Origin of the sequence: Acidovorax sp. SRB_14 (assembly GCF_012932145.1) — a bacterium.
Lineage (GTDB): Bacteria > Pseudomonadota > Gammaproteobacteria > Burkholderiales > Burkholderiaceae_C > Simplicispira.
Genome location: NZ_MWOK01000007.1, coordinates 1 through 23,631, shown reverse-complemented (window position 1 = coordinate 23,631; position 23,631 = coordinate 1). Strand labels below are relative to the sequence as shown.

21 protein-coding genes are annotated in these 23,631 nt (G+C 68.1%); 13 read left to right on the top strand and 8 right to left on the bottom strand.

The window, feature by feature from the left end; all coding sequences use genetic code 11:
* Window positions 1-10 precede the first annotated feature (10 nt).
* The 5 genes from B2J86_RS07340 to B2J86_RS07320 form a co-directional block, all read right to left on the bottom strand.
* Window positions 11-976, bottom strand: coding sequence for an ABC transporter substrate-binding protein (locus B2J86_RS07340; protein WP_169633675.1), 966 nt, complete (start codon window positions 974-976; stop codon window positions 11-13).
* Between the two features lie 131 nt (window positions 977-1,107).
* A complete protein-coding gene (locus tag B2J86_RS07335; RefSeq protein WP_173025100.1) occupies window positions 1,108-2,514 on the bottom strand; it encodes a cytochrome c in 1,407 nt (468 codons plus the stop codon).
* 2 nt (window positions 2,515-2,516) lie between these two features.
* Entirely contained in the window at window positions 2,517-4,157 is a 1,641-nt protein-coding gene (locus tag B2J86_RS07330) for a GMC family oxidoreductase (RefSeq protein WP_173025099.1), read from the bottom strand.
* 7 nt (window positions 4,158-4,164) lie between these two features.
* A complete protein-coding gene (locus tag B2J86_RS07325) occupies window positions 4,165-4,674 on the bottom strand; it encodes a sugar dehydrogenase complex small subunit (RefSeq protein ID WP_173025098.1) in 510 nt (169 codons plus the stop codon).
* Between the two features lie 200 nt (window positions 4,675-4,874).
* Entirely contained in the window at window positions 4,875-6,581 is a 1,707-nt protein-coding gene (locus B2J86_RS07320; RefSeq protein WP_169167313.1) for an electron transfer flavoprotein-ubiquinone oxidoreductase, read from the bottom strand.
* A gap of 153 nt (window positions 6,582-6,734) precedes the next feature.
* On the opposite strand from B2J86_RS07320, the gene B2J86_RS07315 reads away from it, so the two are divergent.
* Both B2J86_RS07315 and B2J86_RS07310 read left to right on the top strand, forming a co-directional pair.
* Entirely contained in the window at window positions 6,735-7,517 is a 783-nt protein-coding gene (locus B2J86_RS07315) for an SDR family oxidoreductase (RefSeq protein ID WP_173025097.1), read from the top strand.
* Window positions 7,518-7,531: 14 nt separating this feature from the next.
* On the top strand, window positions 7,532-7,954 hold the full coding sequence (locus tag B2J86_RS07310) for an acyl-CoA thioesterase (RefSeq protein ID WP_169167311.1): 423 nt from the start codon (window positions 7,532-7,534) through the stop codon (window positions 7,952-7,954).
* Window positions 7,955-8,019: 65 nt separating this feature from the next.
* Here B2J86_RS07310 and B2J86_RS07305 read toward each other — a convergent pair whose 3' ends face one another.
* Window positions 8,020-8,604, bottom strand: coding sequence for a peroxidase-related enzyme (locus B2J86_RS07305; RefSeq protein ID WP_173025096.1), 585 nt, complete (start codon window positions 8,602-8,604; stop codon window positions 8,020-8,022).
* 31 nt (window positions 8,605-8,635) lie between these two features.
* Window positions 8,636-9,460, bottom strand: a complete 825-nt coding sequence (locus tag B2J86_RS07300) for an IclR family transcriptional regulator (protein ID WP_216842318.1) — start codon at window positions 9,458-9,460, stop codon at window positions 8,636-8,638.
* Between the two features lie 124 nt (window positions 9,461-9,584).
* On the opposite strand from B2J86_RS07300, the gene B2J86_RS07295 reads away from it, so the two are divergent.
* From B2J86_RS07295 to B2J86_RS07285, 3 genes are all read left to right on the top strand, one after another.
* Window positions 9,585-10,589: a tripartite tricarboxylate transporter substrate binding protein gene (locus B2J86_RS07295; protein WP_169167309.1), complete on the top strand. Its 1,005-nt coding sequence runs from the start codon at window positions 9,585-9,587 to the stop codon at window positions 10,587-10,589.
* Window positions 10,590-10,843: 254 nt separating this feature from the next.
* A complete protein-coding gene (locus B2J86_RS07290) occupies window positions 10,844-11,530 on the top strand; it encodes an RraA family protein (protein WP_169167308.1) in 687 nt (228 codons plus the stop codon).
* The gene (locus tag B2J86_RS07285) at window positions 11,527-12,465 is read left to right on the top strand and encodes an NAD(P)-dependent oxidoreductase (protein ID WP_173025095.1); all 939 of its coding nucleotides are present in this window, start codon (window positions 11,527-11,529) and stop codon (window positions 12,463-12,465) included. The genes B2J86_RS07290 and B2J86_RS07285 overlap by 4 nt, the downstream gene beginning before the upstream one ends.
* A gap of 164 nt (window positions 12,466-12,629) precedes the next feature.
* On the opposite strand, the gene B2J86_RS07280 is transcribed toward B2J86_RS07285, so the two are convergent.
* Window positions 12,630-13,172, bottom strand: a complete 543-nt coding sequence (locus tag B2J86_RS07280; protein WP_169167306.1) for a PAS and helix-turn-helix domain-containing protein — start codon at window positions 13,170-13,172, stop codon at window positions 12,630-12,632.
* Between the two features lie 79 nt (window positions 13,173-13,251).
* Between B2J86_RS07280 and B2J86_RS07275 the strand changes: the two genes are divergently transcribed.
* From B2J86_RS07275 to B2J86_RS07240, 8 genes are all read left to right on the top strand, one after another.
* On the top strand, window positions 13,252-13,959 hold the full coding sequence (locus B2J86_RS07275; protein ID WP_169167305.1) for a CoA transferase subunit A: 708 nt from the start codon (window positions 13,252-13,254) through the stop codon (window positions 13,957-13,959).
* 2 nt (window positions 13,960-13,961) lie between these two features.
* A complete protein-coding gene (locus B2J86_RS07270) occupies window positions 13,962-14,597 on the top strand; it encodes a 3-oxoacid CoA-transferase subunit B (protein ID WP_169167304.1) in 636 nt (211 codons plus the stop codon).
* Between the two features lie 252 nt (window positions 14,598-14,849).
* Window positions 14,850-15,035, top strand: a complete 186-nt coding sequence (locus B2J86_RS07265) for a DUF3311 domain-containing protein (protein WP_169167303.1) — start codon at window positions 14,850-14,852, stop codon at window positions 15,033-15,035.
* Complete coding sequence (gene mctP / locus B2J86_RS07260; RefSeq protein ID WP_169167302.1) at window positions 15,035-16,558, top strand: monocarboxylate uptake permease MctP; 1,524 nt, start codon at window positions 15,035-15,037, stop codon at window positions 16,556-16,558. Before B2J86_RS07265 ends, mctP begins: the two co-directional genes overlap by 1 nt.
* A 73-nt stretch (window positions 16,559-16,631) precedes the next feature.
* A complete protein-coding gene (locus B2J86_RS07255) occupies window positions 16,632-17,963 on the top strand; it encodes an HD-GYP domain-containing protein (RefSeq protein ID WP_173025094.1) in 1,332 nt (443 codons plus the stop codon).
* 171 nt (window positions 17,964-18,134) lie between these two features.
* On the top strand, window positions 18,135-18,941 hold the full coding sequence (gene imuA, locus B2J86_RS07250) for a translesion DNA synthesis-associated protein ImuA (protein WP_173025093.1): 807 nt from the start codon (window positions 18,135-18,137) through the stop codon (window positions 18,939-18,941).
* Entirely contained in the window at window positions 18,907-20,256 is a 1,350-nt protein-coding gene (locus B2J86_RS07245) for a DNA polymerase Y family protein (protein ID WP_173025092.1), read from the top strand. Before imuA ends, B2J86_RS07245 begins: the two co-directional genes overlap by 35 nt.
* A complete protein-coding gene (locus B2J86_RS07240; RefSeq protein WP_173025091.1) occupies window positions 20,249-23,479 on the top strand; it encodes an error-prone DNA polymerase in 3,231 nt (1,076 codons plus the stop codon). Before B2J86_RS07245 ends, B2J86_RS07240 begins: the two co-directional genes overlap by 8 nt.
* The last annotated feature ends 152 nt before the right edge of the window (window positions 23,480-23,631 follow it).

Genomic DNA, 23,631 nt, shown 5'->3' with positions numbered 1-23,631 from the left:
GCTCAGGCGCTCATTGCACCACTTGCGCGGCCGACTTGACGAGCGCGTCGGAGAGCTTCACGCCCTGCTTCTCGGCGGCGCCGGGGTTCACGAACAGCTCCATCTTGGTGCTCACTTCGGGCTTGATGTCGCCGGGCTTCTCGCCCTTGAGGATGCGCGCGACCATGCGGCCGGTCTGCTCGCCCAGGTCGCGGTAGTTGATGCCGAAAGCGGCAATCGCACCGCGCTTGACGCTGTCGGTGTCCGAGGCGACGAGCGGGATCTTGGCTTCCTGGCCGACCTTGACCAGCGCTTCGTAGGCCGAGACCACGTTGTTGTCGGTATTGGTGTAGATCACGTCGACCTTGCCGATCAGGCTGCGCGCGGCGCTGCCCACGTCCACCGAGCGCGGCGCGGCGGCTTCGACCAGCGTCATGCCCAGCTTGGGCAGCAGCTCTTTCATCTGCTTGACCACGACCACCGAGTTGGCTTCGCCGGGGTTGTAGACCATGCCCACGCGCTTGGCATTGGGCACGACCTGCTTGACGAGATCCATCTGCTTGTCGAGCGCCAGCAGGTCGGACACGCCGGTCACGTTGGTGTGCGAGGCGTTCCAGCTGGGCACGAGCTTGGCGGCGACGGGGTCGGTCACGGCCGAGAACACCACGGGCACGGTCTTGGTCGAGGCGATCACGGCCTGGGCCGAGGGCGTGGCGATGGCGACGATGGCGTCGGGCTTGTCGCCAACGAACTTGCGCGCGATCTGCGCGGCCGTGCCGGTGTTGCCTTGGGCGCTCTGGTACTGCCACTTCAGGTTCTTGCCCGATTCGAAGCCCGCTTCCTTGAGGGCGGCCTGCACACCGTCGCGCACGGCGTCGAGTGCCGGGTGTTCGACGATGGCCGTGACGGCGACCGATTTCTGCTGGGCGTGGGCCGGTGCGATGAACGCCATGGCCAGTGCCAATGCGCCCAGGGGTGCCCAAGACATTTGCTTCATTTCCATCTCCAACCTTGTATCTGTCGTTGTGTCCTGCTTGATTCCGAGAAGGCCCGCGCAGGAGGGTCGCCGGGCCCCGCGGGCGAGTCTACTGCAGCGCAGCGAGGGGGCAGGGGTGGCGCGGCGCGCAGTCAGCGCGGCGGAGCGTGCTTGCGCCTTTGCGCGCGCCGGATGGCCCAGCCCAGCACGAGCAGCACGATCAGAACAGCGATGGCCATGCCCCAGCGGGCCAGCTGGACCAGGGTGTTGTCCGGGGCGTTGCTGCGCAATCGGGCCACCTGGCTTTTGGTGACGCGGGCCTGGGGGTTGCCATATTCCTTGAGCAGATAGTTGCTCAAGGTGCTGATCTGCGGGTCGGTGAGCTCGTGCGCGAAGGCCGGCATGATGCTGTCGCGACCGTGCCGTGGCACGCCTTGCAGAATGGACAGCACGAGGTTGTTGGTGTTGCTGCGCCCCAGGGTGCTGTGGTGGAACAGCGCGGGCAGCTTGCCGTCGGCGCTGCCTTGCGCCTGCGCCTGGTGGCAGCTGGCGCAGAACGCGTCGTAGAGCTGCGGTCCGGTCATGCTGCCGAGGTTTTGCGGCAGTGCCACGCCGCGGATGCTGGCCAGCTGGTCCGTGGCCTGGCCCCAGGAGTAGGCGGGCTGGGTAGCGGCGGGGTCTGCGATGGCGGGCGTGGATTTGAGGTACACGGCCATCGCGTGCAGGTCGGCCTCGGACAGTCGGCTGAGGCTGTGGTCCACGGCTTCGGCCATCGGGCCGCCGCTGGAGCCTTTGCCGACCACATGGCCTTCGCGCATGTAGCGCACCAGTTCGTCTTCGGACCAGCCACCGATGCCGCCCTGGGTGTCGGACGAGATGTTGGGCGCGTGCCATGGCCCGGCTTCACCGCCGCCCAGGCTGCGCTTGGGGTCTTCGGCCATCAGGGCGTTGCGCGGCGTATGGCAGGCGCTGCAATGGGCCAGGCCCTGCACCAGGTAGGCGCCCCGGTTCCATTCGGGCGTCTGCTGTGCGTTGGGCTGGTAGGGCGTGGTGTCGAGGAACAAGGCATTCCACACGGCCAGGGAGGCCCGGATGCTGAAAGGGAAAGGCAGCTGGGTGGCCGGGGGGGCGCTGTCGATGGGCGCGACGCCGTGCATGAAGTAGGCGTACATCGCCGCCATGTCATCGTCGGTGGTCTTGGCATAGGCCGTGTACGGCATGGCCGGGTACAGGTAGGCCCCGTCGGCGCGCCGCCCCTGGCGCAGGGCGGCCGTGAATTGCGCCAGCGTGTAGTTGCCGATGCCCGAGGTTTTCGAGGGCGTGATGTTGGTGGAGTAAATGGCGCCCAGCGGGGTGGCGATAGCCAGGCCGCCGGCCATGGCCGCGCCTTGGGGCGCTGTATGGCAGGCCACGCAGTCGCCCGCCGTCGCGAGGTAGCGGCCGCGTTCGACCAGGTCTTGGGGTGCGGTGGCCGGGGCCTGGGCCCGGGCGCTGAGCGCCACCAGACACAGGGCCGCAACCAGGCCTGTGCGAAGACAAGAGTTCAGGCAAGTGCGCATGCTCAGCTCCTGGCGCTGGGGGCGGCGGCGCGCGGCACCGGCTGACCGGTCCGCTGCGCCAGCAGGTGCTGCGCGCTGCGCAGGGCCACCGCGATGCCGTTTTGCGTCGAATTGCAGGTGGAAGAGGTGGGCAGCACGCCGGTGCCCGCGAGGTACAGGTTCTCGTGGTCGTGCGCCCGGCCCCATTCGTCGCACACCGACACGGCCGGGTCGGTGCCCATGCTCACGGTGCCGCAGATGTGCTGGTTGTTGGCGAAGTCACCATCCTTGCTGAAGCGCAGGTTGATGCCCCCCATCAGTTCGGCAATGCGCTTGAAGTCTTGCTGCGAACGCACATGGCCGGCGCGGGTGTAGTCGTCGATCGAGTAGTGGGTTTGGGGCTTGGGCAGGCCCATGGCATCTTTCTGGTCGCTGAGCGCGATGCGGTGCTCGGGCCTCGGCAGCACCTCCAGCACATTCTTGACGTTCATTTCGCGGGCGGCGCTGTAGCGCAGGCGGCGTTCGAACTCGGGCCCGTACACCCCTTCAGAGATCAGCGTCCTGGTGGTCACGTCCACGCGGGAGATGTTGGTGAAGTCGAGCCGGTAGGCCGCATGCTCCGAGCGGAAGGCGCCGTCGCGCATGGTGTTGATGGAATTGGGGCTCTGCGGCCCCCGGCCCAGCCACACGTCCTCGTCGGCGTCGAAGGTCAGCGAGGTGCTGGGGTGGTCCATCAGGTGGCGGCCCACCATGTCGCGGCTGTTGGCAAGGCCGTGCGGGAACTTGTCGCTTTGCGACAGCAGCAGCAGGCGCGGGCTTTCCACCCCGTTGGCCGCGACGATGAAGGTTTTGCCGGTGACGCGGTGTGAGCGCTTGTCGGGGTCGTAGTAGTGCGCCGCGGTGATGCGGGCGGCGCCATCGTGCTCCAGCTTGAACACATTGGCGTTGACCTGCAGCTTGGCGCCGGCCGCCAGGGCCGCGTCCACGGCCAGGCCGCCGTGGTATTGCGCGTCGATCGGGCAGATCGGCTGGCAGCTGTTGTTGCCGCAGCAGGGCGGGCGGCCATCGTAGGCGCGGCTGTTGCGCGCGGTGGTGTTGCCGACCACGGCGTATTCGGGGGCGAGGCGTTCACGCAGGCGGCGCATCGCCCAGACCTCGGCCACCGGCTCCATGGGAAAGGGCTTGCTGCGCGGCGAGCCGGTATTGGGCGCGCCCGAGACGCCCATGATCTCCTCGGCCTCCTGGTAATAGGGCTCCAGCTCGTCGTAGCCAAAGGGCCAGTCTACGCCCACGCCATAGAGGCTGTGGATGCGGAAGTCGTTGGGCACGTTGCGCCATGCCTGCGCGGCCCAGTGCCAGGTGCTGCCGCCCACCTGCCGGATGTATTCGGCCTTGTAGGGGTAGGGGCCGGCGTGCACCAGGTAGCCGTTGTCTTCGGGCTGGTAGACGGGGTGCGGCGCCCAGGGCGAGGGCGGGTAGGGCGACATCCAGTCGCTGCGGCGCGGCGAGTTGCGAAAGCGCGCCACCAGTTCGGCCCGCGTGACGAGCGGGCCGGCTTCGAGCATCAGCACCGAGGCGCCAGCCAGGGCAAGCTTGCGTGCCAGCAGCGCGCCGATGATGCCGGAACCGACGATGACGAAATCTGCGGAGAGGTCTTGCGGCATAGGCACCTCAGGTGTTGGGGTTGGCGCTCCAGCTGCCGGGCGCGCCATAGGCGTAGGTGGGCGGCCTGAGCTTGTCCGAGACGGTGGCGGCATTGAGGGCGTGTTCGAAGGCCACGACGCGGGCCTGTGGTCCATCGCCCACGACACCAAGGTACCAGGCCGCCATGACCTGGCTGGGCAGTGCGGCGAAGGGCGGCTTTTCAGCGGTCAGCAGCGCTGGCAAGTTGGGCAGCAGGACTTTGCGCGTTTGCAGGAGGCCGAGCAGATCGGTGGCGTGCTGGTCGAAGCTCGTGTCGCTGGCCTGCAGCGCCTCCAGCAAGCGGCGGCCCAGCGTCGGGTCCAGCGTGTCGCGTCCGGTGAGCAGCTGGGACAAGGTCAGGAAGGTGGTCTGCGCACCGCCTTCCACCGGAAAGGCCGGTGTCCAGGGCCACAGCGCCACGGTGGCGGCGGCCAGGGCCCCGCCGATGACGTGGCGCCTGCGCAGGGCAAAGGGCGGGCTCAATGGGGTGGACGGCATGCCATTTCTCCATCGTGGGGTCACGCCCGCGAGGAGACCCCGGGGGGTGAGGTGGCGCCAGTATGTTCCTATTTCTGGGTTTGTGCCGGACCGCGGCCAGGGCGCGGAGGCGCCCGCTGCGCTGCTGCGGTGGCCGGTTTGGATGCGACATGAAAAAGGGCCTGCAACGCAGGCCCACAAAGCGCAGAGTGCTATGGTTTTTACATGCCAGAGTAGTTCGGGCCGCCGCCGCCTTCGGGCGTGACCCAGACGATGTTCTGCGTCGGGTCCTTGATGTCGCAGGTCTTGCAGTGCACGCAGTTTTGCGCATTGATCTGCAGGCGCTGGGCGCTGCCGCCCTGGGCTTCGTCGGGCACGAATTCGTACACGCCGGCCGGGCAGTAGCGCGCCTCGGGGCCCGCGTACTGGGCCAGGTTGACGTTGACCGGCACGCTCGCATCCTTGAGCGTGAGGTGGGCCGGCTGGTCTTCGGCGTGGTTGGTGTTGCTGATGAACACGCTCGAGAGTCGGTCGAAGGTGAGCTTGCCGTCGGGCTTGGGGTAGACGATGGGCTTGCACTGGGCCGCGGGCTTGAGGCTGGCGTGGTCGGGCGTGTGGCGGTGCAGCGTCCACGGGATGTTGCCCTTGAGCACGAACTGCTCGATGCCGTTCATCAGCGTGGCGGTGGTCAGCCCCTTCTTGAACCAGGCTTTGAAATTGCGCGCCTTGTTGAGCTCGGTGTAGAGCCAGCTGTCCTCAAACGCCTTGGGGTAGGCGCTGAGCTCGTCGTGCTGGCGGCCCGCCTGGATCGCGTCGAACGCGGCCTCGGCGGCCAGCATGCCGGTCTTGATGGCGGCGTGGCTGCCCTTGATGCGGCTCACGTTCAGGTAGCCGGCCTCGCAGCCGACCAGCGCGCCGCCGGGGAACACCGTCTTGGGCAGCGACATCAGGCCGCCGGCCGTGATGGCGCGCGCGCCGTAGCCGATGCGCTTGGCCGGCTTGATGCCCTTGGAAGCGTCGCCTTCAAGGTACCAGCGGATGTTGGGGTGGGTCTTCCAGCGCTGGAATTCCTCGAACGGGCTCAGGTAGGGGTTGCTGTAGTCCAGGCCCGTGATGAAGCCCAGCGCCACCTTGTTGTCTTCGGCGTGGTAGAGGAAGGCGCCGCCGTAGGTGTCGGCGTCCATCGGCCAGCCGGCGGTGTGCAGCACGAAGCCGGGCTGGTGGCGGGCCGGATCGATCTCCCACAGCTCCTTGACGCCGATGCCATAGGCCTGCGGATCACGGCCCTCGTCGAGCTTGAACCGGGCCAGCAGCTGCCGGCCCAGGCTGCCGCGCGCGCCCTCGGCAAAAATCGTGTACTTGGCGTGCAGCTCCATGCCCAGCTGGAAGTCGGCCGTGGGTTCGTGGTCCTTGCCCACGCCCATGTTGCCGGTGGCCACGCCCTTGACGGAGCCGTCGGCGTTGTAGAGCACCTCGGCCGCAGGAAAGCCGGGGAAGATCTCCACGCCCAGGCCCTCGGCCTGCTCGGCCAGCCAGCGCGTGACATTGCCCAGGCTGACGATGTAGTTGCCGTGGTTCTGGAAGCACTCGGGCAGCAGGAAGTTGGGCGTGCGGAATGACGATTTTTCGCCCAGGAACACCATGGCGTCGTCGGTGACGGGCTGGTGCAGCGGTGCGCCCAGCTCCCTCCAATTGGGAAACAGCTCGGTCAACGCCTTGGGGTCCATGATGGCGCCCGAGAGAATGTGCGCGCCGGGCTCGGAGCCCTTTTCGAGCACCACGACCGAGAGGTCCTTGCCGCTGTGCGCGGCAAGCTGCTTGAGACGGATGGCGGTGGACAGGCCGGCAGGGCCGCCGCCGACTACGACCACGTCGTATTCCATGGCTTCGCGGGGGCCGTACTGGGCGAGGATTTCTTCGTTGGTCATGAGCGTCTCGTCGGGCGTTTGATAATGGAGGATTCTCAGCAGACAGGGCCTGCAGGCTCTGTCTGGCGCGCGACTGATTGTATTGGGGGCTGCGCACACAATCGAACGTGCGTCCTACCACTGAACAATGGCCGAACAGTCCAAGAGGTGTCCATGGCTTACAGCATCGATTTATCAGGCCGCGTGGCATTCGTGACCGGCGCCTCCAGCGGCCTCGGGGCGCAGTTTGCGCGCACGCTGGCGGCCGCTGGCGCGGGCGTGGTGCTGGCCAGCCGGCGCCTGGAAAAACTCAAGGACCTGCGCGCGCGCATCGAGGCCGAGGGGGGCGACGCGCACGTGGTCGAGCTCGATGTGACCGACCCCGACTCCATCAAGGCGGCCGTCGCCCACGCCGAAACCGAGATGGGCTCGATCGACATCCTGGTCAACAACTCGGGCGTGAGCACCACGCAGCGCCTGCAGGACGTGACGCCTGAGGACTGCGACTTCATCTTCGACACCAATGTCAAAGGCGCCTTCTTCGTGGCGCAGGAAGTGGGCAAACGCATGATCGCGCGCTCGCGCGGCGCCGCGCCCGGGGGCTTCACGGGCGGGCGCATCATCAACATCGCCTCTATGGCGGGGCTCAAGGTGCTGCCGCAGATCGGCGTCTATTGCATGAGCAAGGCGGCCGTCGTGCAAATGACCAAGGCCATGGCGCTGGAATGGGGGCGCTTTGGTATCAACGTCAACGCGCTGTGCCCGGGCTACATCGACACCGAGATCAACCACCACCACTGGGAGACCGAGCCGGGCCAGAAGCTCGTGGCCATGCTGCCGCGCAAGCGCGTCGGCCAGCCGCAGGACCTGGACGCCCTGATCGTGCTGCTGGCCAGCGACCAGAGCCATTTTGTCAACGGCGCGGTGATCGCGGCCGACGACGGTTTTGCGGTGTGACGGCGGGTGCTGGCGTGAAGATCGAGATTCCCGAAACCAAAAAGCTGGTGCACGAACTGCGCTTTCCGGTGCGCTGGGGCGACATGGATGCCATGGGCCACGTCAACAACACGGTGTACTTTCGCTACCTGGAGACCGCGCGCATCGAGTGGATGTACAAGGTGGGCTGCACGCCCGACCCGCAGGGCCAGGGCCCGGTGATCGTCAACGCGTTCTGCAATTTCTACCAGCAGCTGCAGTACCCCGACGAGGTGTTGCTCAAGCTGTATGTCAGCGACCCGGGCCGCACCACGTTCGAGACCTGGGGCACGCTCGAGCGCGTGGGCGAGCCCGGCGTCATCTGCGCCGCCGGCGGCGCCACCACCATCTGGGTGGATTTTCCCCGGCAAAAGGCCGAGTCCTTGCCCGACTGGATGCGGGCCCTGGTCACAGCCTGATTTTTGAATGAAAAGTGGCTGCAGCGCTTTCAGGGTAAGCGTTGGATGCTATCAAAAAGATAGTATTACTTCTGCCGCGGCACGCGGCCCATCAGGTAGAACTCGGGGTTGGGCTGCATGCCGGCAAAGCTCGCCATGCGGTTGGACAGGCCAAAGAACGCGGTGATGGCGGCGATGTCCCAGGCGTCCTCGTCGTCGAAGCCGTGCGCGTGCAGCGCGGCGAAGTCGGCGTCCTCGATCTCGTGCGAGCGCTGGCAGACCTTCATAGCGAAGTCGAGCATGGCGCGCTGGCGCGGTGTGATGTCTGCCTTGCGGTGGTTGACCGTCACCTGGTCGGCCACAAAGGGTTTCTTCTCGTAGATGCGCAGAAGGGCGCCGTGCGCCACCACGCAGTACAGGCACTGGTTGGTCGCGCTGGTGGCGGTGACGATCATCTCGCGCTCGCCCTTGGTGAGGCTGCTGGTGCGGCCCGCGCTTTCGGGATCCATCAGTGCGTCGTGGTAGGCAAAAAAGGCTCGCCACTCGGCCGGGCGCCGCGCAAAGGCCAAAAACACGTTGGGAATGAAACCGGCTTTTTCTTGCACTTCCAGCACTTTGGCCTGGATGTCTTCGGGCAGGGTGTTGAGGTCGGGAAAGGGGTAGCGGGTCAAGTCGGTCTCCTGTTGTCGTGCACCGGCAGTATCACGGATGCCATTGGGCGGCGCGCACCAGACGCTGCGAAGGTGGTGCCGTGTTGCCGGCCAGTGCGTACGAAAGGCGGGTGGCTGCGGCGATCACGGTCTGTGCGAGGGCTTCGAGCTTGGGGGCAGGCAGGCGCGATGCCGGGCCCGAGATGCACACCGAACCCATGAGCCGCCAGTGCATGCCGAACACCGGGGCCGACACGGTGGCTACGCCCTGTTCGCGCTCGCCGATGGACCAGTGGTAGCCCTTTCGGCGGATTTCTTCATACGCTTTGCCAGGCTCTCCCGAGAAGGCCAGAATCACCCGCCCAGGCGACCCCTTGTCCAGTGGCAGGCCCTCGCCCATGCGTGCATGGTGGCGCAGAGCCTGGGGACCTTCCACGCGCACCAGGCAGGTGCGCACCTGGCCCTCGCGCACGTAGAAGGCAGCGCTTTCACCCGTAGCGTGTGTCAATTCGCGCAGCGCGGGTTCGAGCACGTTTTGTACGTCAAACCCCGCCCGGTAGCGCGCTCCCAGCCAGCCTGCGGCGGGGCCCAGGCGCCAGTCGCCGTCTTCGCGCTGCACCATGAAGCCCGACTGCGCAAGCGTGCGCGCCAAGCGCAGCACCGTGCTCTTGTGTAAGCCGCAACGGCGGCTCAACTCGGCCAGGGAAAGGCTGGATTCGCCCAGGGCAAACGCTTCCAGCACATGCAGGGCTCGGGTGACCGCGGCGACGCCCCCGGCGTCGTTGCCGACTATCGGTGCGGCAGTGTTGCCGGGGAAGGACGGACTAGGCGGCGCTGGTTCGGCACTGGCCGAGGCGGTTTTCTGTGGGTTGCCCATGGTGCAATTCGTTTCGTTGTGCGCAACGCCATTGTATGGATTGAAACGCCTGCGTACAGTCGCGCCCCACGGCCTCGGACCCGCATGCCGACGCCGTGACGATCACCACAACGGAGACAAATCCATGCCAATTTCATCGCGTTCGCATTCCTTTGCCACACGTCTGTGTGCAACCTTCTTGGGCCTTGCCGCTGCTGTCTTGCCCACCGGGGCGGCCTGGGCGCAGGCCGCCTATCCGAACAAGCCGATCCGCTTCATCGTGCCATTCCCACCCGGCGGCGGCACGGACATGATTGCCCGTACCGTGGCGCAGAAGCTGACCGATCAGAACAAGTGGAATGTGATCGTGGACAACCGCCCTGGTGCGGGCGGGAACCTGGGTGTGGATGCCGCGGCCAAGGCTGCCCCTGACGGCTACACCCTGGTCATGGGCCAGACCAGCAACTTGGCCATCAACCCCTCGCTCTACGCCAAGCTGCCCTACGACCCCCTCAAGGACCTCGTGCCCGTGGCGCTGGTGTCGTCTTCGCCCATCGTGATCGCTGCACCCGCCAGTTCCCCGTATAAAACCTTTGCCGACGTGGTGGCCGCCGCCAAGAGCAAGCCCGACGTCGTCACCCTGGGTTATTCCGGCAACGGCACCGTGGCCCACCTGTCCGGTGAACTGGCCGAGAACGCCGCCGGCATCAAGCTGCGCCACATCCCCTACAAGGGCGCCTCCCAGGCCATGACGGACCTGCTGGGTGGGCAGATTGATTTGTACATGTCGTCGGTGCCCACGCTGCTGGGCCAAGTGCGCAACGGCAAACTCAAGGTCATTGCCATCACCTCGGCCAAGCGCGCAGCCCAGTTGCCGGATACACCCACTCTGGCAGAGTCGGGCTACAAGGGCTTTGAGGCAGTGACCTGGTTCGGAATCCTTGCACCGGCTGGAACGCCTGCGCCCATCGTGGCGCAGCTCAACAAGGCTATCAACCAGGCGCTGCAACAGCCCGACGTGGCCGACAAGCTGCGCTCCGAAGGCGGCGATATCCTGGGCGGGACCGCAGAACAGTTCGGCCAACTGCTGCGCACTGAAGTGCCCCGCTGGGCCAAGATCGTCAAGGATTCGGGCGCGAGCCTGGACTGACGCGGCCCCCAACGTCCCCAGCATGAGCGACTTCGTGGTCGAGCAGAGCCAGACCGTGTTCGCGTCTGCCACGTCGCCACCGTGCAGCGCCTGAGCCAGGAAGTCGGCAAGGCGCTCGGATACCCATAGAAGGTGGACTCCGTCCCAGAACAGGGTCATCCGGGCCGGCATCAAGGCCGATTAAGGCCGGGTTCCGCCGTACTACCGCACCACTCTCTATTTCTTCTTTTTCCTCTTCATCGGACTGAACCACCATGAGCCCACTTTCCGAAGTCATCCGTGACATCGAGCGCGTGAGCGCCGAGGTCGTGAATAAAGCGGCGACCTTCCAGGCCGCCATCCTGGCCGACGTGGCTGGCCGACGCGGCACCATGCACAGTCGCGTGGCGCCCGTGCACCATGACATGAAGGTCGCCGGCCCGGCCTTCACCGTCGAGGTGCGCCCGGGCGACAACCTCATGATCCACGCCGCCATCGCACTGGCCAAGCCCGGCGACGTGCTGGTGGTCGACGGCAAGGGCGACCAGACTGCCGCGCTCATGGGCACGCTGATGCTCAGCGCCTGCAAGAAGCTGGGCCTGGCTGGCGTGATCGTGGATGGCGCCATCCGCGACAGGCTGGAACTGCTGGATCTGGGTTTTCCCGTGTTCAGCGCCGGCTTCAACCCTGCCGGTCCGACCAAGTATGTGCCCGGCCGCATCAACCACCCGATCTCGGCCGGCGGCGCCATGGTGAACCCGGGCGACCTGGTGGTGGGCGACGCCGACGGCGTGGTCGTCATCGAGCGCGCCAAGGCGCCCGCCATGCTGGCGCTGGCCGCCAAGAAGGTGGCTGACGAAGCGGCGCGCATCGCAGCCATCGCGCGTGGCGACACGGCCTCCAAGTGGCTGCCAGCCGCTTTGCGCGCCGCGGGTGTGCTCAAGGAAGGGGAGTTGCTGTGAGCGCCGCCATCATCGTCACGGGCGCCGACCTGGCGCAGCAGGCGCTGGACCTGCTCAGCGGGTACGAGATCGTCTATGCAGGAAAGACACCCACCGAGGAGGATCTGGTGGCGCTGTGCCAGCGGCACGACCCCGTGGCCATCATCGTGCGCTACGGCAAGGTGGGCGCAGCGGTGATGGATGCGGCGCCCTCGCTCAAGGTCATCTCCAAGCACGGCAGCGGCACGGACACGATCGACAAGGTGGCAGCCCAAGCGCGTGGCATCGAGGTGGTGGCCGCCGTGGGTGCCAACGCAGCGGCCGTGGCCGAGCAGGCGCTGGCGCTGCTGCTGGCCTGCGCCAAGTCGGTGGTGGCGTTGGATGCGCGCATGCACGCCGGCCATTGGGACAAGGCCACGCACAAGAGCCTGGAGCTTTGCGGCCGCACCGTGGGCCTTGTGGGCCTGGGCGCCATCGGCCTGCGCTTTGCCAGGATGGCCGACGCGTTCGGCATGCGTGTCATCGGCTTCGACCCGTTCGCCAGCAACCTTCCGGCCTGGGTGCAGAGCGTGGATCTGGAGACCCTCTGGCGCGAGTCCGATGCTGTTTCCTTGCACTGCCCGCTGACCGATGGGAACCGCGGCATGCTCAACGCCGACACGCTGGCGCAATGCAAGCGTGGCGTGATCGTGGTGAACACCGCGCGCGGCGGGCTCATCGACGAAGCGGCGCTGCTGGCGGCCGTGCGCTCGGGCCAGGTGATGGCGGCGGGGCTCGACAGCTTTGCCGTGGAGCCCATGGCGGCCGGCCATCCGTTCCAGGGCGAGAAGAATTTCATTCTCAGCCCGCACATCGGCGGCGTGACCAGCGACGCCTACGTGAACATGGGCGTGGGCGCGGCGAAGAACCTGCTCGAAGTGCTGGGACGCTCGCCCGCCGCGACGGCAGCGGCGTAACCGGCTGGGCAGGGGCGCGAGCGTTGCGCGCCCGCTGTGCAGGTGACGGGCTTCGTTCCGGCCCGTCAAAAAGGAGGAGGGGCGTCTGCGGTGCCGGGAGTCTCGTCGCTGTGGTCGACGTTCCACTTTCGCCAAAGGGCACTTGGCGCTTTAAGCCTGCGTCTTCAGCCCGTCACCAGCTTGTGCACCAGGTCGGCCGCGGTGGAGGCGCCGTACTTGCGCATCAGGCGCGCGCGGTAGATTTCGACCGTGCGGTGGCTGATGGTCAGCGCTTTGCCGATCTCCTTGGAGGTCATGCCTTCGAGCAGGCGCGCTGCCACTTCGCGCTCGCGGCCCGTCAGGTCGGCCTTGACCGGGCGCTGCGCGCTCAGGTCTTCAAAGCTCCAGATGCCCGACTCGTGGGGCGCTTCGCGGTTGATCGCGCGGCCCGCGACATGGCACCAGAACATCTCGCCCGTGGTGCGCTTCATGATGCGGTTGTCGGCGTAATAACCGTGGGCGTTGAGGATGGGCGCCATGCGCGCGCCCAACCTTTCGTATTCATCGGCGCTGGGGTAGAGGATCTGAAAAGACTGGCCGATCAGCACTTCGCGCGAAGCGCCGAACATCTCGCACAATTGCTGGTTGCAATCCACCATCGTGCGGTTGCGTGAGAGCACCAAGCCCATAGGAGCCATATCGAAAGCCAGCCGGTAATCAAAACCCATATAGTGCAAATCTCTACGGAAAACTACTTATAAAAATACGTAGTATCTTAACCGTACCCATTTGTACTAGGAGACCGATGTGAACAAGGTATTTCCCTCTGCAGCCGAGGCGCTGCGGGGCGTCGTTGCCGATGGCCAGTTGCTGGCCGTCGGGGGTTTCGGGCTGTGTGGCATTCCCGAGGCCTTGATCGATGCGCTGCGCGACTGCGGGGTGAAAAACCTCACGGTGATCTCCAACAACGCCGGCGTGGACGGCTTTGGCCTGGGCAAGCTGCTCAACACGCGCCAGATCCAGAAAATGATCGCCAGCTACGTCGGCGAGAACAAGGAGTTCGAGCGCCAGTACCTGGCGGGCGAACTCGAGCTCGAATTCACGCCCCAGGGCACGCTGGCCGAGAAGCTGCGCGCCGGGGGCGCCGGCATTCCGGCGTTCTTCACCAAGACTGGCGTGGGCACCGTGGTGGCCGAGGGCAAGGAGCTGCGCGAGTTCGATGGCGAGACCTATGTCATGGAGCGCTCGCTCGTGCCGGACGTGGCCCTGGTCAAGGCGCACCGCGCCGACAAGTCCGGCAACCTGCAGTTCCGCCTGACGGCGCGCAACTTCAACCCGGCCGCCGCCATGGCGGGCAAGGTCTGCATCGTGGAGGTCGAGGAGATCGTGGAAACCGGCGACATGGTGCCCGACGAGGTCCATCTGCCGGGCATCTATGTGCACCGCATCGTGCACAACCCGCACCCCGAAAAGCGCATTGAAAAGCGCACCCTCAGCGAAAAGACAGGAGCCTGACCATGCCGTGGACCCAAGACCAGATGGCGGCGCGTGCCGCGCAGGAACTCGAGGACGGTTTCTATGTGAACCTCGGCATCGGCATCCCCACGCTCGTGGCCAATTTCACGGGCGACAAGGAAGTGTGGCTGCAGTCGGAAAACGGCATGCTGGGCATCGGCCCGTTCCCGACCGAAGACCAGGTCGACGCCGACCTCATCAACGCGGGCAAGCAGACCGTGACCACCATTAAGGGGTCGTCCATCTTCGGCAGCCATGACAGCTTTGCCATGATCCGCGGCGGCAAGATCAACCTGTCCATTCTTGGTGCCATGCAGGTCAGCGAAAAAGGCGATCTGGCCAACTGGATGATCCCCGGCAAGATGGTCAAGGGCATGGGCGGTGCGATGGACCTGGTGGCGGGCGTCAAGCGCGTGATCGTGCTCATGGAGCATGTCGCCAAAAAGAAAGATGGCACCGAAGACCTCAAGATCCTGCCGCAGTGCACGCTGCCACTCACGGGCGTGGGTGTGGTGGACCGCATCATCACCGACCTGGCCGTGATGGACGTGACGCCGCAGGGCCTGAAGGTGGTCGAGCTGGCCCCAGGGGTCACGCGCGCGTTTCTGCAGTCCAAGACCGGCGTCACGCTGCTCTGATTCCCCGCGCCCAATCCAACGCACTTTGGTGGAGTGCCTGGCCGTGCGAAGGCACGGTCTGCGGCCATCCTTGGCATTCGCGCTGGATTGAACATGGAAGGGCGCTGGCGGATGCGCGAGCAGGGCGCTGCGGGCCAGGGGCATGCTGCGCCCACCCATGTCCCTGTGGGGAAAAGAGGAAATGCCGGCCGCTGTACATTGCGGCGCCCAGGCGTATAGTTTTCGGCATCGCCTCGTGAAGAAAGGCCACCTATGTGGGTGCTTCTTCTGCTGCCGTTTGTCGGCCTGCTGTACGTGCCGTTCTACAACCACGCACAGCCCGCGCTTTTCGGCTTCCCCTTCTTCTACTGGTACCAGCTGGCCTGGGTGTTCGTCACCGCGCTGCTGACGTGGCTGGTGTACCGCTACTACAAGGCGCGGGGCGGGGAGGATGCATGATGGACAACTCCCCCATCCACTGGACCGCTTTGGCGGTGTTCATCTTTTTCTTCGCCCTGGTCACGGTGATGGGCTTCGTGGCTTCGCGCTGGCAGCGGGGCCCGGCGCCGCCGCCGGGCGGTCCGCAGGGCCAGCACCTGGACGAGTGGGGCCTGGGCGGGCGCCGTTTCGGTGGCTGGATCACCTGGTTTCTGGTCGGCGGCGATTTCTACACGGCCTACACCGTGATCGCGGTGCCCGCGCTGGTGTATGCCGTGGGGGCCTACGGCTTCTTCGCGCTGCCCTACACCATCGTGGTCTATCCGATCGTCTTTGCCATCATGCCGCGGCTCTGGCGCGTGGCCAAAGAGGCCGGCCACGTGACGGCGGCCGACGTGGTCTATGGTCAATACGGCTCGCGCACGCTGGAGCTGGCCGTGGCCTTGACAGGCGTGGTGGCCACCATGCCGTACATCGCGCTGCAGCTGGTGGGCATGCAGGTGGTCATCAAGGCGCTGGGGCTGTCGGGTGAGTTTCCGCTGGCGGCGGCCTTCGTCATCCTGGCGCTCTACACCTACTCGGCCGGCCTGCGCGCGCCGGCGCTGATCGCCTTCGTGAAGGACCTGATGATCTACATTGTGGTGCTGGTGGCGGTGGTGCTGGTGCCGGCCAAGCTGGGCGGCTATGGCGCCGTGTTCCAGGCGGCTGGCGATGCCTTTGCGGCCAAGGGCGGCGCCACCGGCCTGATCCTGCAGCCCGCGCAGATGCTGCCCTATGCCAGCCTGGCGCTGGGCTCGGCCCTGGCGGCCTTCATGTACCCGCATACGCTGACCGGCATCTTCGCCGCCAAAAGCGCCGACACCATCCGCAAGAACGCGGTGTTCCTGCCGGCCTACACGCTGCTGCTGGGCCTGATTGCGCTGCTGGGCTACATGGCGCATGCCGCGCACCTGGCAATCAAGACCCCCAACGACGTGGTGCCGGCGCTGTTCGGTGCGCTGTTTCCGGCCTGGTTCAGCGGCTTTGCGTTTGCGGCGATTGCCATCGGCGCACTGGTGCCAGCGGCCGTGATGTCCATCGGTGCGGCCAATCTCTTCACGCGCAATTTCTGGAAGGCCTACGTGAACCCGGCCGTGTCGCCGCACGGCGAGGCGAAGGTCGCCAAGATCGCCTCGCTGGTGGTCAAGTTCGGCGCCCTGCTGTTCATCCTGTTCGTGCCCACGCAGTACGCGCTGGACCTGCAGCTGCTGGGTGGCGTCTGGATCGTGCAGACCTTCCCGTCGGTGGTGTTCGGCCTGTTCGCCAAGGTCTTCCGGGCGCCGGCCCTGCTGCTGGGCTGGGTGGTGGGCATGGCCACCGGCACGGCGCTGGCCTTTGCCGACGGCATCAAGCCCGTGCATGCCTTCGTGCTGGGTGGCCATTCTTATGCCCTGTACACCGGCCTCAGCGCGCTGCTGCTCAATGTGCTCGTCGTGCTGGTGGCGCAGGCCGTGCTGTCTGCTGGGCGGGGGGCTGCGGCGCCGCACGCGCTGCCTGAGCGATAGGGCCGGCTCCGGCGGCTCCCTGCGCAGGGCACCGTATATTCGCTGGCAGTGTTTTGCCCTTTGACCTTCTCCCATGCATGACCTGCCGACCCCCACCGATGCCAGCGCATCCGAGCTTCTTGTCGACAACGCGCCCTACCTGCGCGCGGTCACCGACCTGGCGGACAAGTGCCGGGTGGTGACCCGGGGCGCCATCTATTCGCACAGCGGCATCAAGCTCGTGGACCAGGGCACGCGCATCGACAGCCGCCTCTATGAGCGGCTGGTGCAGCACAAGCTGCGCGAGCCCATCGACACCCATCTGGTCGCCGAAGACATGGTCGACCACGCCGCTTTGGTGGCGGCGGGGCGCGGTGTGGCCCAGCAGCCCTTAACGCAATTGCTGGTGCGGGCCTTGGGTTCACCGGCCCGCCTGTTGGCGCCGCTGCCGCTGATCCCCTTGCCCGCGCCGCTCGCGTTCCGGCTCACCGTGATGCGCGAGCAGCGGCCCGACCTGTACCAGCACAGCCTGCAGATGATGATGGTCGCGGTTTTCTTGGGCGTTCAAAGCGGCATGGACGAGCGCGGCTGCGTGCCGCTGGCGACCGCCGCGCTGCTGCACGATGTCGGCGTGCTGCACATGGAACCCGCATGGCAGGATCCGCTGCACAAGGTCGTGGGCGCCGGGCGCAAGCACTTGGTGGCCCACCCGGTCACGGCCATGCTGGTGCTGCGCGCTGCGCAGGTCTATCCGCGCCCGGTGGAGCTGGCGGTGCTGGAACACCACGAACGCATGGACGGCACCGGCTACCCGCGCGGCCTGCAAGGTGCCGACATTTCGCCCCTGGGCCGCATCCTTCTGCTGGCCGAAGTCGTGGCCGCGTTCTACGAAAAGTACCCCGACATGCCAGCGCAGCAGCTGTCGCTGATGCTGCGGCTCAACCACCGCAAGTTCCCGTCCGACCTGGTGGCCCACGTGCTGCCGCTGCTGCAGCAGCCGGCGCACGCGGCGGACCGGGCGGACCGGGGCGCGGGCCTGGAGCCGGTGGGGGCCGATGCGGCGCGCCACATCGAGGCGCTGGCCAGTGCGTTCGGCCAGTGGGAGCGTGCCAAGGGCGCGCTGCCCGGCCTGTCCCCGTCGGACGCGGACAGTGCCCTGGCCTTTGTGGAGGGGCGGCTGCGTGCGCTGCAAAAGGTGCTGGTCGAGGCCGGCGCGCACCCCGACCAGCAAAGCCAGTGGCTTGAACCGCTGCAGGGCGACACCGCCGGCCTGGCCGAAGTCGCTTTCGTCGGGCGCGAAGCCCTGTGGCAGCTCAAAACCATCGTCAACGCCAGCCAGCGCCGCTGGCCCGCGGTGATGGAGCGCCAGCACCCTGCCGATGCCGCGGTGGCCGACTGGTGCGATTGGGTGACCCAGCGGCTGTAGCCGCAGGGTTTTCGGGTATTTCCATCAAAACCGCTTCAAACGCTTGATGGTATTGCGCTGAAAGCTATTTTTCGATAGCGCATTGCGCTCCAGAGGATGCGCGTCTTCTGTGAAGGAGCGAGAAAAATCCGATAAATACTGTATATTTGAACAGTATTTATCGGACGCCCAATGCCTGCTTCTCACGCCCCTCCGACTGCTGCCCTCGGACCCCGGCCCGCGCTGTTGGCGCTGCCCGGCGTGTGGCAGGCGGACCAGCTGGGCCAGGCGGCGCGGGTGCAGCCGTCGGGCCATGCCGCATTGGACGCGCAACTGCCCGGTGGCGGCTGGCCGGTGGGCGCGCTGACCGAAGTGCTGCAGCCGCTCCATGGCACGCACGAGTGGCGCCTGGTCTTGCCAGCGCTGGCCCAGGCCACCGCGGGGCGTGCGGGCGCGGTGGTGTTGGTGGCGCCGCCGCACGAGCCGCTGGGGCCGGCGCTGCAGGCCCAGGGCCTGCCCGCCGCGCGCTGCTGCCGCGTGGCCGCCACGGGCAGCGCCGGCCTGTGGACCAGCGAGCAGGCCTTGCACTGCCGCGACGTGCTCGCCGTGCTGGCCTGGTTGCCGCAGGCGCCGCCCTCCGCCCTGCGCCGCCTGCAACTGGCCGCAGCGCAGCAGGGCGCGCTGCTGTGGGTGTTCCGCCCCGCGCCATGGCAGCACCAGGCGTCGCCCGCCGCGCTGCGCCTGCTGGTGCAGGGCGGGCAGGGCGCCCAGAGCGCGGGCATGCAGGTGCGCATCGTCAAGCGGCGTGGGCCGCCGCTGGCCGAGCCGCTGTGGCTGGCCGCCAGAGCGGCGCGCCTGGCCGATGTGCTGGCGGCGCCGGTCGCACGGCGTGCCGGCCTGCCGGCTTCTTCCGCCCCCCTTCAAGTGCGCGCCGCCGTGGGCACGGCACGCGCCAGCGCCAGCCATGCACTGGATCGCGTTCCCCTGGCGGCCCGATGAGGCGCCGCTGGCGGCCGGCGCCCCGGCCGCATGTCTGCACGCCTGGTGGGCGCTGCGCTGGACACCGCGCGTGGCCGTGCTCGACGAAGCGCTGCTGCTGGAGGTATCCAGCACCGAGCGCCTGTGGGGCGGCCGCCCCCGGTTGATCGGGCAACTGCAGGCGGATCGGCCCGCGTCCGGTGGTCCCTGGGCCGAAAGCGCCACGGCCCTGGCGGCATTGGCGCTGCTGCGCCTGCGGCAGAGCGGGCATGCCGCGCCCGCAAGCGTGCCGCAGGATTTGCCACTTCACACCTTGAGCGCCGCGCGCCCCCACGCCGCCAGCCTGGCGCGCATGGGCTGCACCACCTGGGGCGGCTTGCGCGCGCTGCCGCGTGCCGGCGTGGCGCGGCGCTTTGGCGCGGCCCTGCTGCACGCGCTCGACCAGGGCTGGGGCGACGCGCCCGACGCCCTGGCCTGGCTGGCGCTGCCCGACCGCTTCGATCTGGCGCTGGAGCTGCCCGCGCCGGTCGACTCCGGCCCGGCCCTGCTGGCTGCCGCCAGCGATCTGCTCGCCGCCCTGCAGTCCTGGCTGCGGGCGCGCCAGCAGGGCGCGCTGGGGCTTGAGCTGGCCTGGGAGCACGAGCTGCGCCGCTGCAACGGCGTGGACCTGCCCGCGCAGCAGGCCCTGCCGGTGCGCACGGCGCAGCCCACGCAGGACATGGCGCACCTGCGCCGCCTGCTGTCCGAGCACCTGGCGCGCACCACGCTGGCCGCGCCCGCCCGCCAGATCCGGCTGCGCGTGCTGCAGGCCGCGCCCTTGCCCCATGCCAGCGCCAGCCTGCGCTACGCCGCGCCGGCCAGACCTCCGGGCGAGCCCTGGCACCAGCTGGTCGAGCGCCTGAGCGCCCGCCTGGGCGCCGCACAGGTGCAGGCGCCCGCGCTCCTGGCCGACCACCGTCCCGAGTGCATGCAGCGCTGGCAGGCGCCCCCGGCGGCGGCCGCGCTGGCCCCCGAGGGGCCGGCGTGCCCGGACGGCCCGCATGCCCCCGATGCCGCGCTGCTGCCCGCCTGGCTGGTGCGCCCGCCGCTGCGCCTGGCGGTGCAGGGCCACCGCCCGTACCACCACGGGCTGCTGCGCCTGCTGGCCGGCCCGCACCGCGTGGAGGCCGGCTGGTGGACCGTGCCGGAAGAGGGTGGTGCGGCGGCGGCCGTGCGCGACTACTTCGTGGCGCACAACGACACCGTCGGCCTGGTCTGGGTGTACCGCGAGCGGCTCGGGCCGCAGGCCCAGGCCCCGGGGCCGTACCGCTGGTTTCTGCAAGGCTTGTATGCCTGAGTCCCCCAGCGCTGTCGCGCCCCCGGCGCTGCCCGGCTATGCCGAGCTGCACTGCGTCTCGAACTTCAGCTTCCAGCGCGGCGCCTCGCACCCCGAGGAGCTGGTCGAGCGCGCGTTTGCCCTCGGCTACGCCGCGCTGGCGCTGGCCGACGAATGCTCGGTGGCCGGCGTGGTGCGCGCCCATGTGCGCGCCAAGGCGCTCGGGCTCCCGCTCATCGTCGGCAGCGAGTTCCGCTTTGCCGGCTTTCGCGTGGTGGCGCTGGCGCGCGACGCCGAGGGCTGGGGCAATCTGTGCGAATGCATCACGGCGGCGCGGCGCGGCGCGGCCAAAGGCCGCTACAGCAGCGACCCGGCGGGCGGGCACTTTGCGCGACTGCAGGGCTGCGAACTGTTGCTGGTGCCGTGCCGCGATACCCTGTGTGCTCCTGATTTCGCAGCTGTCAGCGCATGCGTGGTAAGGGCCAGGGCCTTGTTTGAGAAAAACTTCTGGCTGGTGACTGAGCTGCTGCTGCGCCCCGACGACGGCCTGTGGCTGGCCACCCTGCAGCGCGTGGGCGCGGCCCTGGACTTGCCGCTCGTGGCGGCGGGCGACGTGCACATGCACCGGCGCTCGCGCAAGCCGCTGCAGGACGTGCTCACCGCCGTGCGACTGGGCACGCCCGTGGCCGAATGCGGCTTCGCGCTGCAGCCGCATGCCGAGCGCCACCTGCGCCAGCGCGTGCGCCTGGCCAGCATCTACCCGCCCGCCCTGCTGGCCGCCACGCTGCAGGTGGCCGCGCGCTGCACGTTCAGCCTCGACGAGATCAGGTACCAGTACCCGCAGGAAACCGTGCCGCCCGGCATGACCCCCGGCACGGCCCTGGCCTGGCTCACCTGGGAGGGGGCGGCCGGGCGCTACCCCGAAGGCGTGCTTGGGGCGGTGCGCGCGCAGATCCTGCGCGAGCTGGAACTGATCGCGCAGTGCGAGTACGAGATGTACTTCCTTACGGTGCACGACATCGTGCGCTTTGCGCGCAGCCAGGGCATCTTGTGCCAGGGGCGCGGCTCGGCCGCCAATTCGGCCGTGTGCTACTGCCTGGGCATCACGGCGGTGAACCCACAGGAGTCCACCTTGCTGTTCGAGCGCTTCATCAGCAAGGAACGCAAGGAGCCGCCCGACATCGACGTGGACTTCGAGCACGAGCGGCGCGAGGAGGTCATCCAGTACATCTATGCCAAATACGGCCGCGAGCGCGCCGCCATCGCCGCCGTGGTCACGACCTACCGCACGCGCAGCGCGCTGCGCGACGTGGGCAAGGCGCTGGCCGTGGCGCCGGCGCTGGTCGATGCCTTTGCCAAGGAGCACCACTGGTTCGACGATGCACTGGCCGAGCACAAGCTGCAGGATCTGGCACAGGCGCTGGGCGTATCCCTGGGAGCGCACACCGCCCGGCTGTGGCTGGAACTGGCCCGGCAGCTCAAGGGCTTTCCGCGCCAGCTGGGCCAGCATGTGGGCGGCTTCGTGCTGACCGACGGCCCGCTCACGCGGCTCGTGCCGGTGGAGCCCGCCGCCATGGGCGGGCGCTCCATCATCCAGTGGGACAAGGACGACCTCGATGAAATGGGCCTCATGAAGGTCGACGTGCTGGCCCTGGGCATGCTCAGCGCGCTGCGCCGCTGCCTGGACCTGCGCGCGCTGCTGCGCGCCGAGCGCTGGGCGCTGGCCGACATCCCGCGCGATGACGCCGCCACCTACGACATGGTCTGCGCCGCCGACACCGTGGGCGTGTTCCAGATCGAGAGCCGCGCGCAGATGGGCATGCTGCCGCGCCTCCAACCGCGCGTGTTCTACGACCTGGTGGTGCAGGTGGCCATCGTGCGGCCCGGCCCCATCCAGGGCGGCATGGTGCACCCCTACCTGCAGGCGCGCGAGCGCCAGCGCCAGAACCTGCCGCTGGTGCTGGAAAAAGAGGAATTGAAAAAAGCCCTGAAGCGCACGCTGGGCGTGCCGATTTTCCAGGAGCAGGTGATGCAGATCGCCATGGTCGCCGCCCGCTTCAGCGCCGACGAGGCCGACGCGCTGCGCCGCTCCATGGCCGCCTGGAAGCGCAGGGGCGGCGTGCACCGCTTCGAGGCGCGGCTAATCGAGGGCATGGTCGACAACGGCTATGACCGAGGTTTTGCCGAGCGCATCTTCCAGCAGATGCTGGGCTTTGGCGAATACGGCTTCCCGGAAAGCCATGCGCACAGCTTCGCGCTGCTGGCCTATGCCAGCAGCTGGCTCAAGTGCCACGAGCCCGCGTGCTTTCTGGCCGCGCTGCTCAATGCGCAGCCCATGGGCTTTTACCCGCCCGCGCAGCTGGTGCAGGATGCGCGCCGCCATGGCGTGCGCGTGCTGCCCATCGACGTGGCCTGCAGCGCCTGGGACTGCACGCTCGAGGGCGAGCTGGTGCCTGTGCCGCCGCCCCCGGGCCGGCGTGCAGGCCCGGCGCCCGGCCCGTTGCCTCAGCCCGCCGTGCGCCTGGGGCTGCGCCTCGTCGCCCGCCTGCGCGCCGATGCGGCCGAGCGCCTGGTGCAGGCACGCGCGCAGGCGCCGTTTGCCAGCACCGAGGACCTGGCCCTGCGCGCGCGCCTGGATGCCGCCGACCTGCAGGCCCTGGCCGCCGCCGATGCGCTGCAGGCCCTGTCCGGCCACCGCCGCCAGCAGACCTGGGACGCCGCCGCGCAGCAGCGCCCACCGGCCCTGCTGCAGGACGCGCCCGTGAACGAGGCGCCGCTGGCGTTGCCCGCCGCGCCCGAGGGCGAAGAGATCGTCTTCGACTACGCCGCCACCGGCCTCACGCTGCGCCGCCACCCGCTGGCCCTGCTGCGCGCGCGGCTGGCGCGCTCGCGCCTGCTCACCGCGCAGCAACTGGCGTCGGTGCCCGACGGGCGGCGCGTGCGCGCCTGCGGCATCGTCACCGTGCGCCAGCGCCCCGGCACCGCCAAGGGCACGCTGTTCATCACGCTCGAGGACGAGACTGGCCCGGTCAACACCATCGTCTGGCCCGCCCTGGTGGAGCGCTGGCGCGACGCCTTGCTGCGGTCGCAACTGCTGGCGGTCGAGGGCCTCTGGCAATGCAGCGCCGATCCGGCCGAAGGCGCTGCCGTGGTGCGCCACCTGGTGCTGCAGCGCTGCAAGGACCTCACACCGCTGCTGGGGCGCCTGGCCGATGCGCTGCAGGGCAGCCGCGACTTCCATTGACGCAGGCCTTTGTCCGCGCGCGCTGGCGCATGAGTTTGAAGTGTTTTTGGCCCCAAACGCTGATGGACAAAGCGCTGGCAGCTATCAAAAAGAAGTCTTTCCGTCGTTAGACCAGGGCAAGGCTTGGCGCTCGCGCGTCCCGCAGCCTGCGG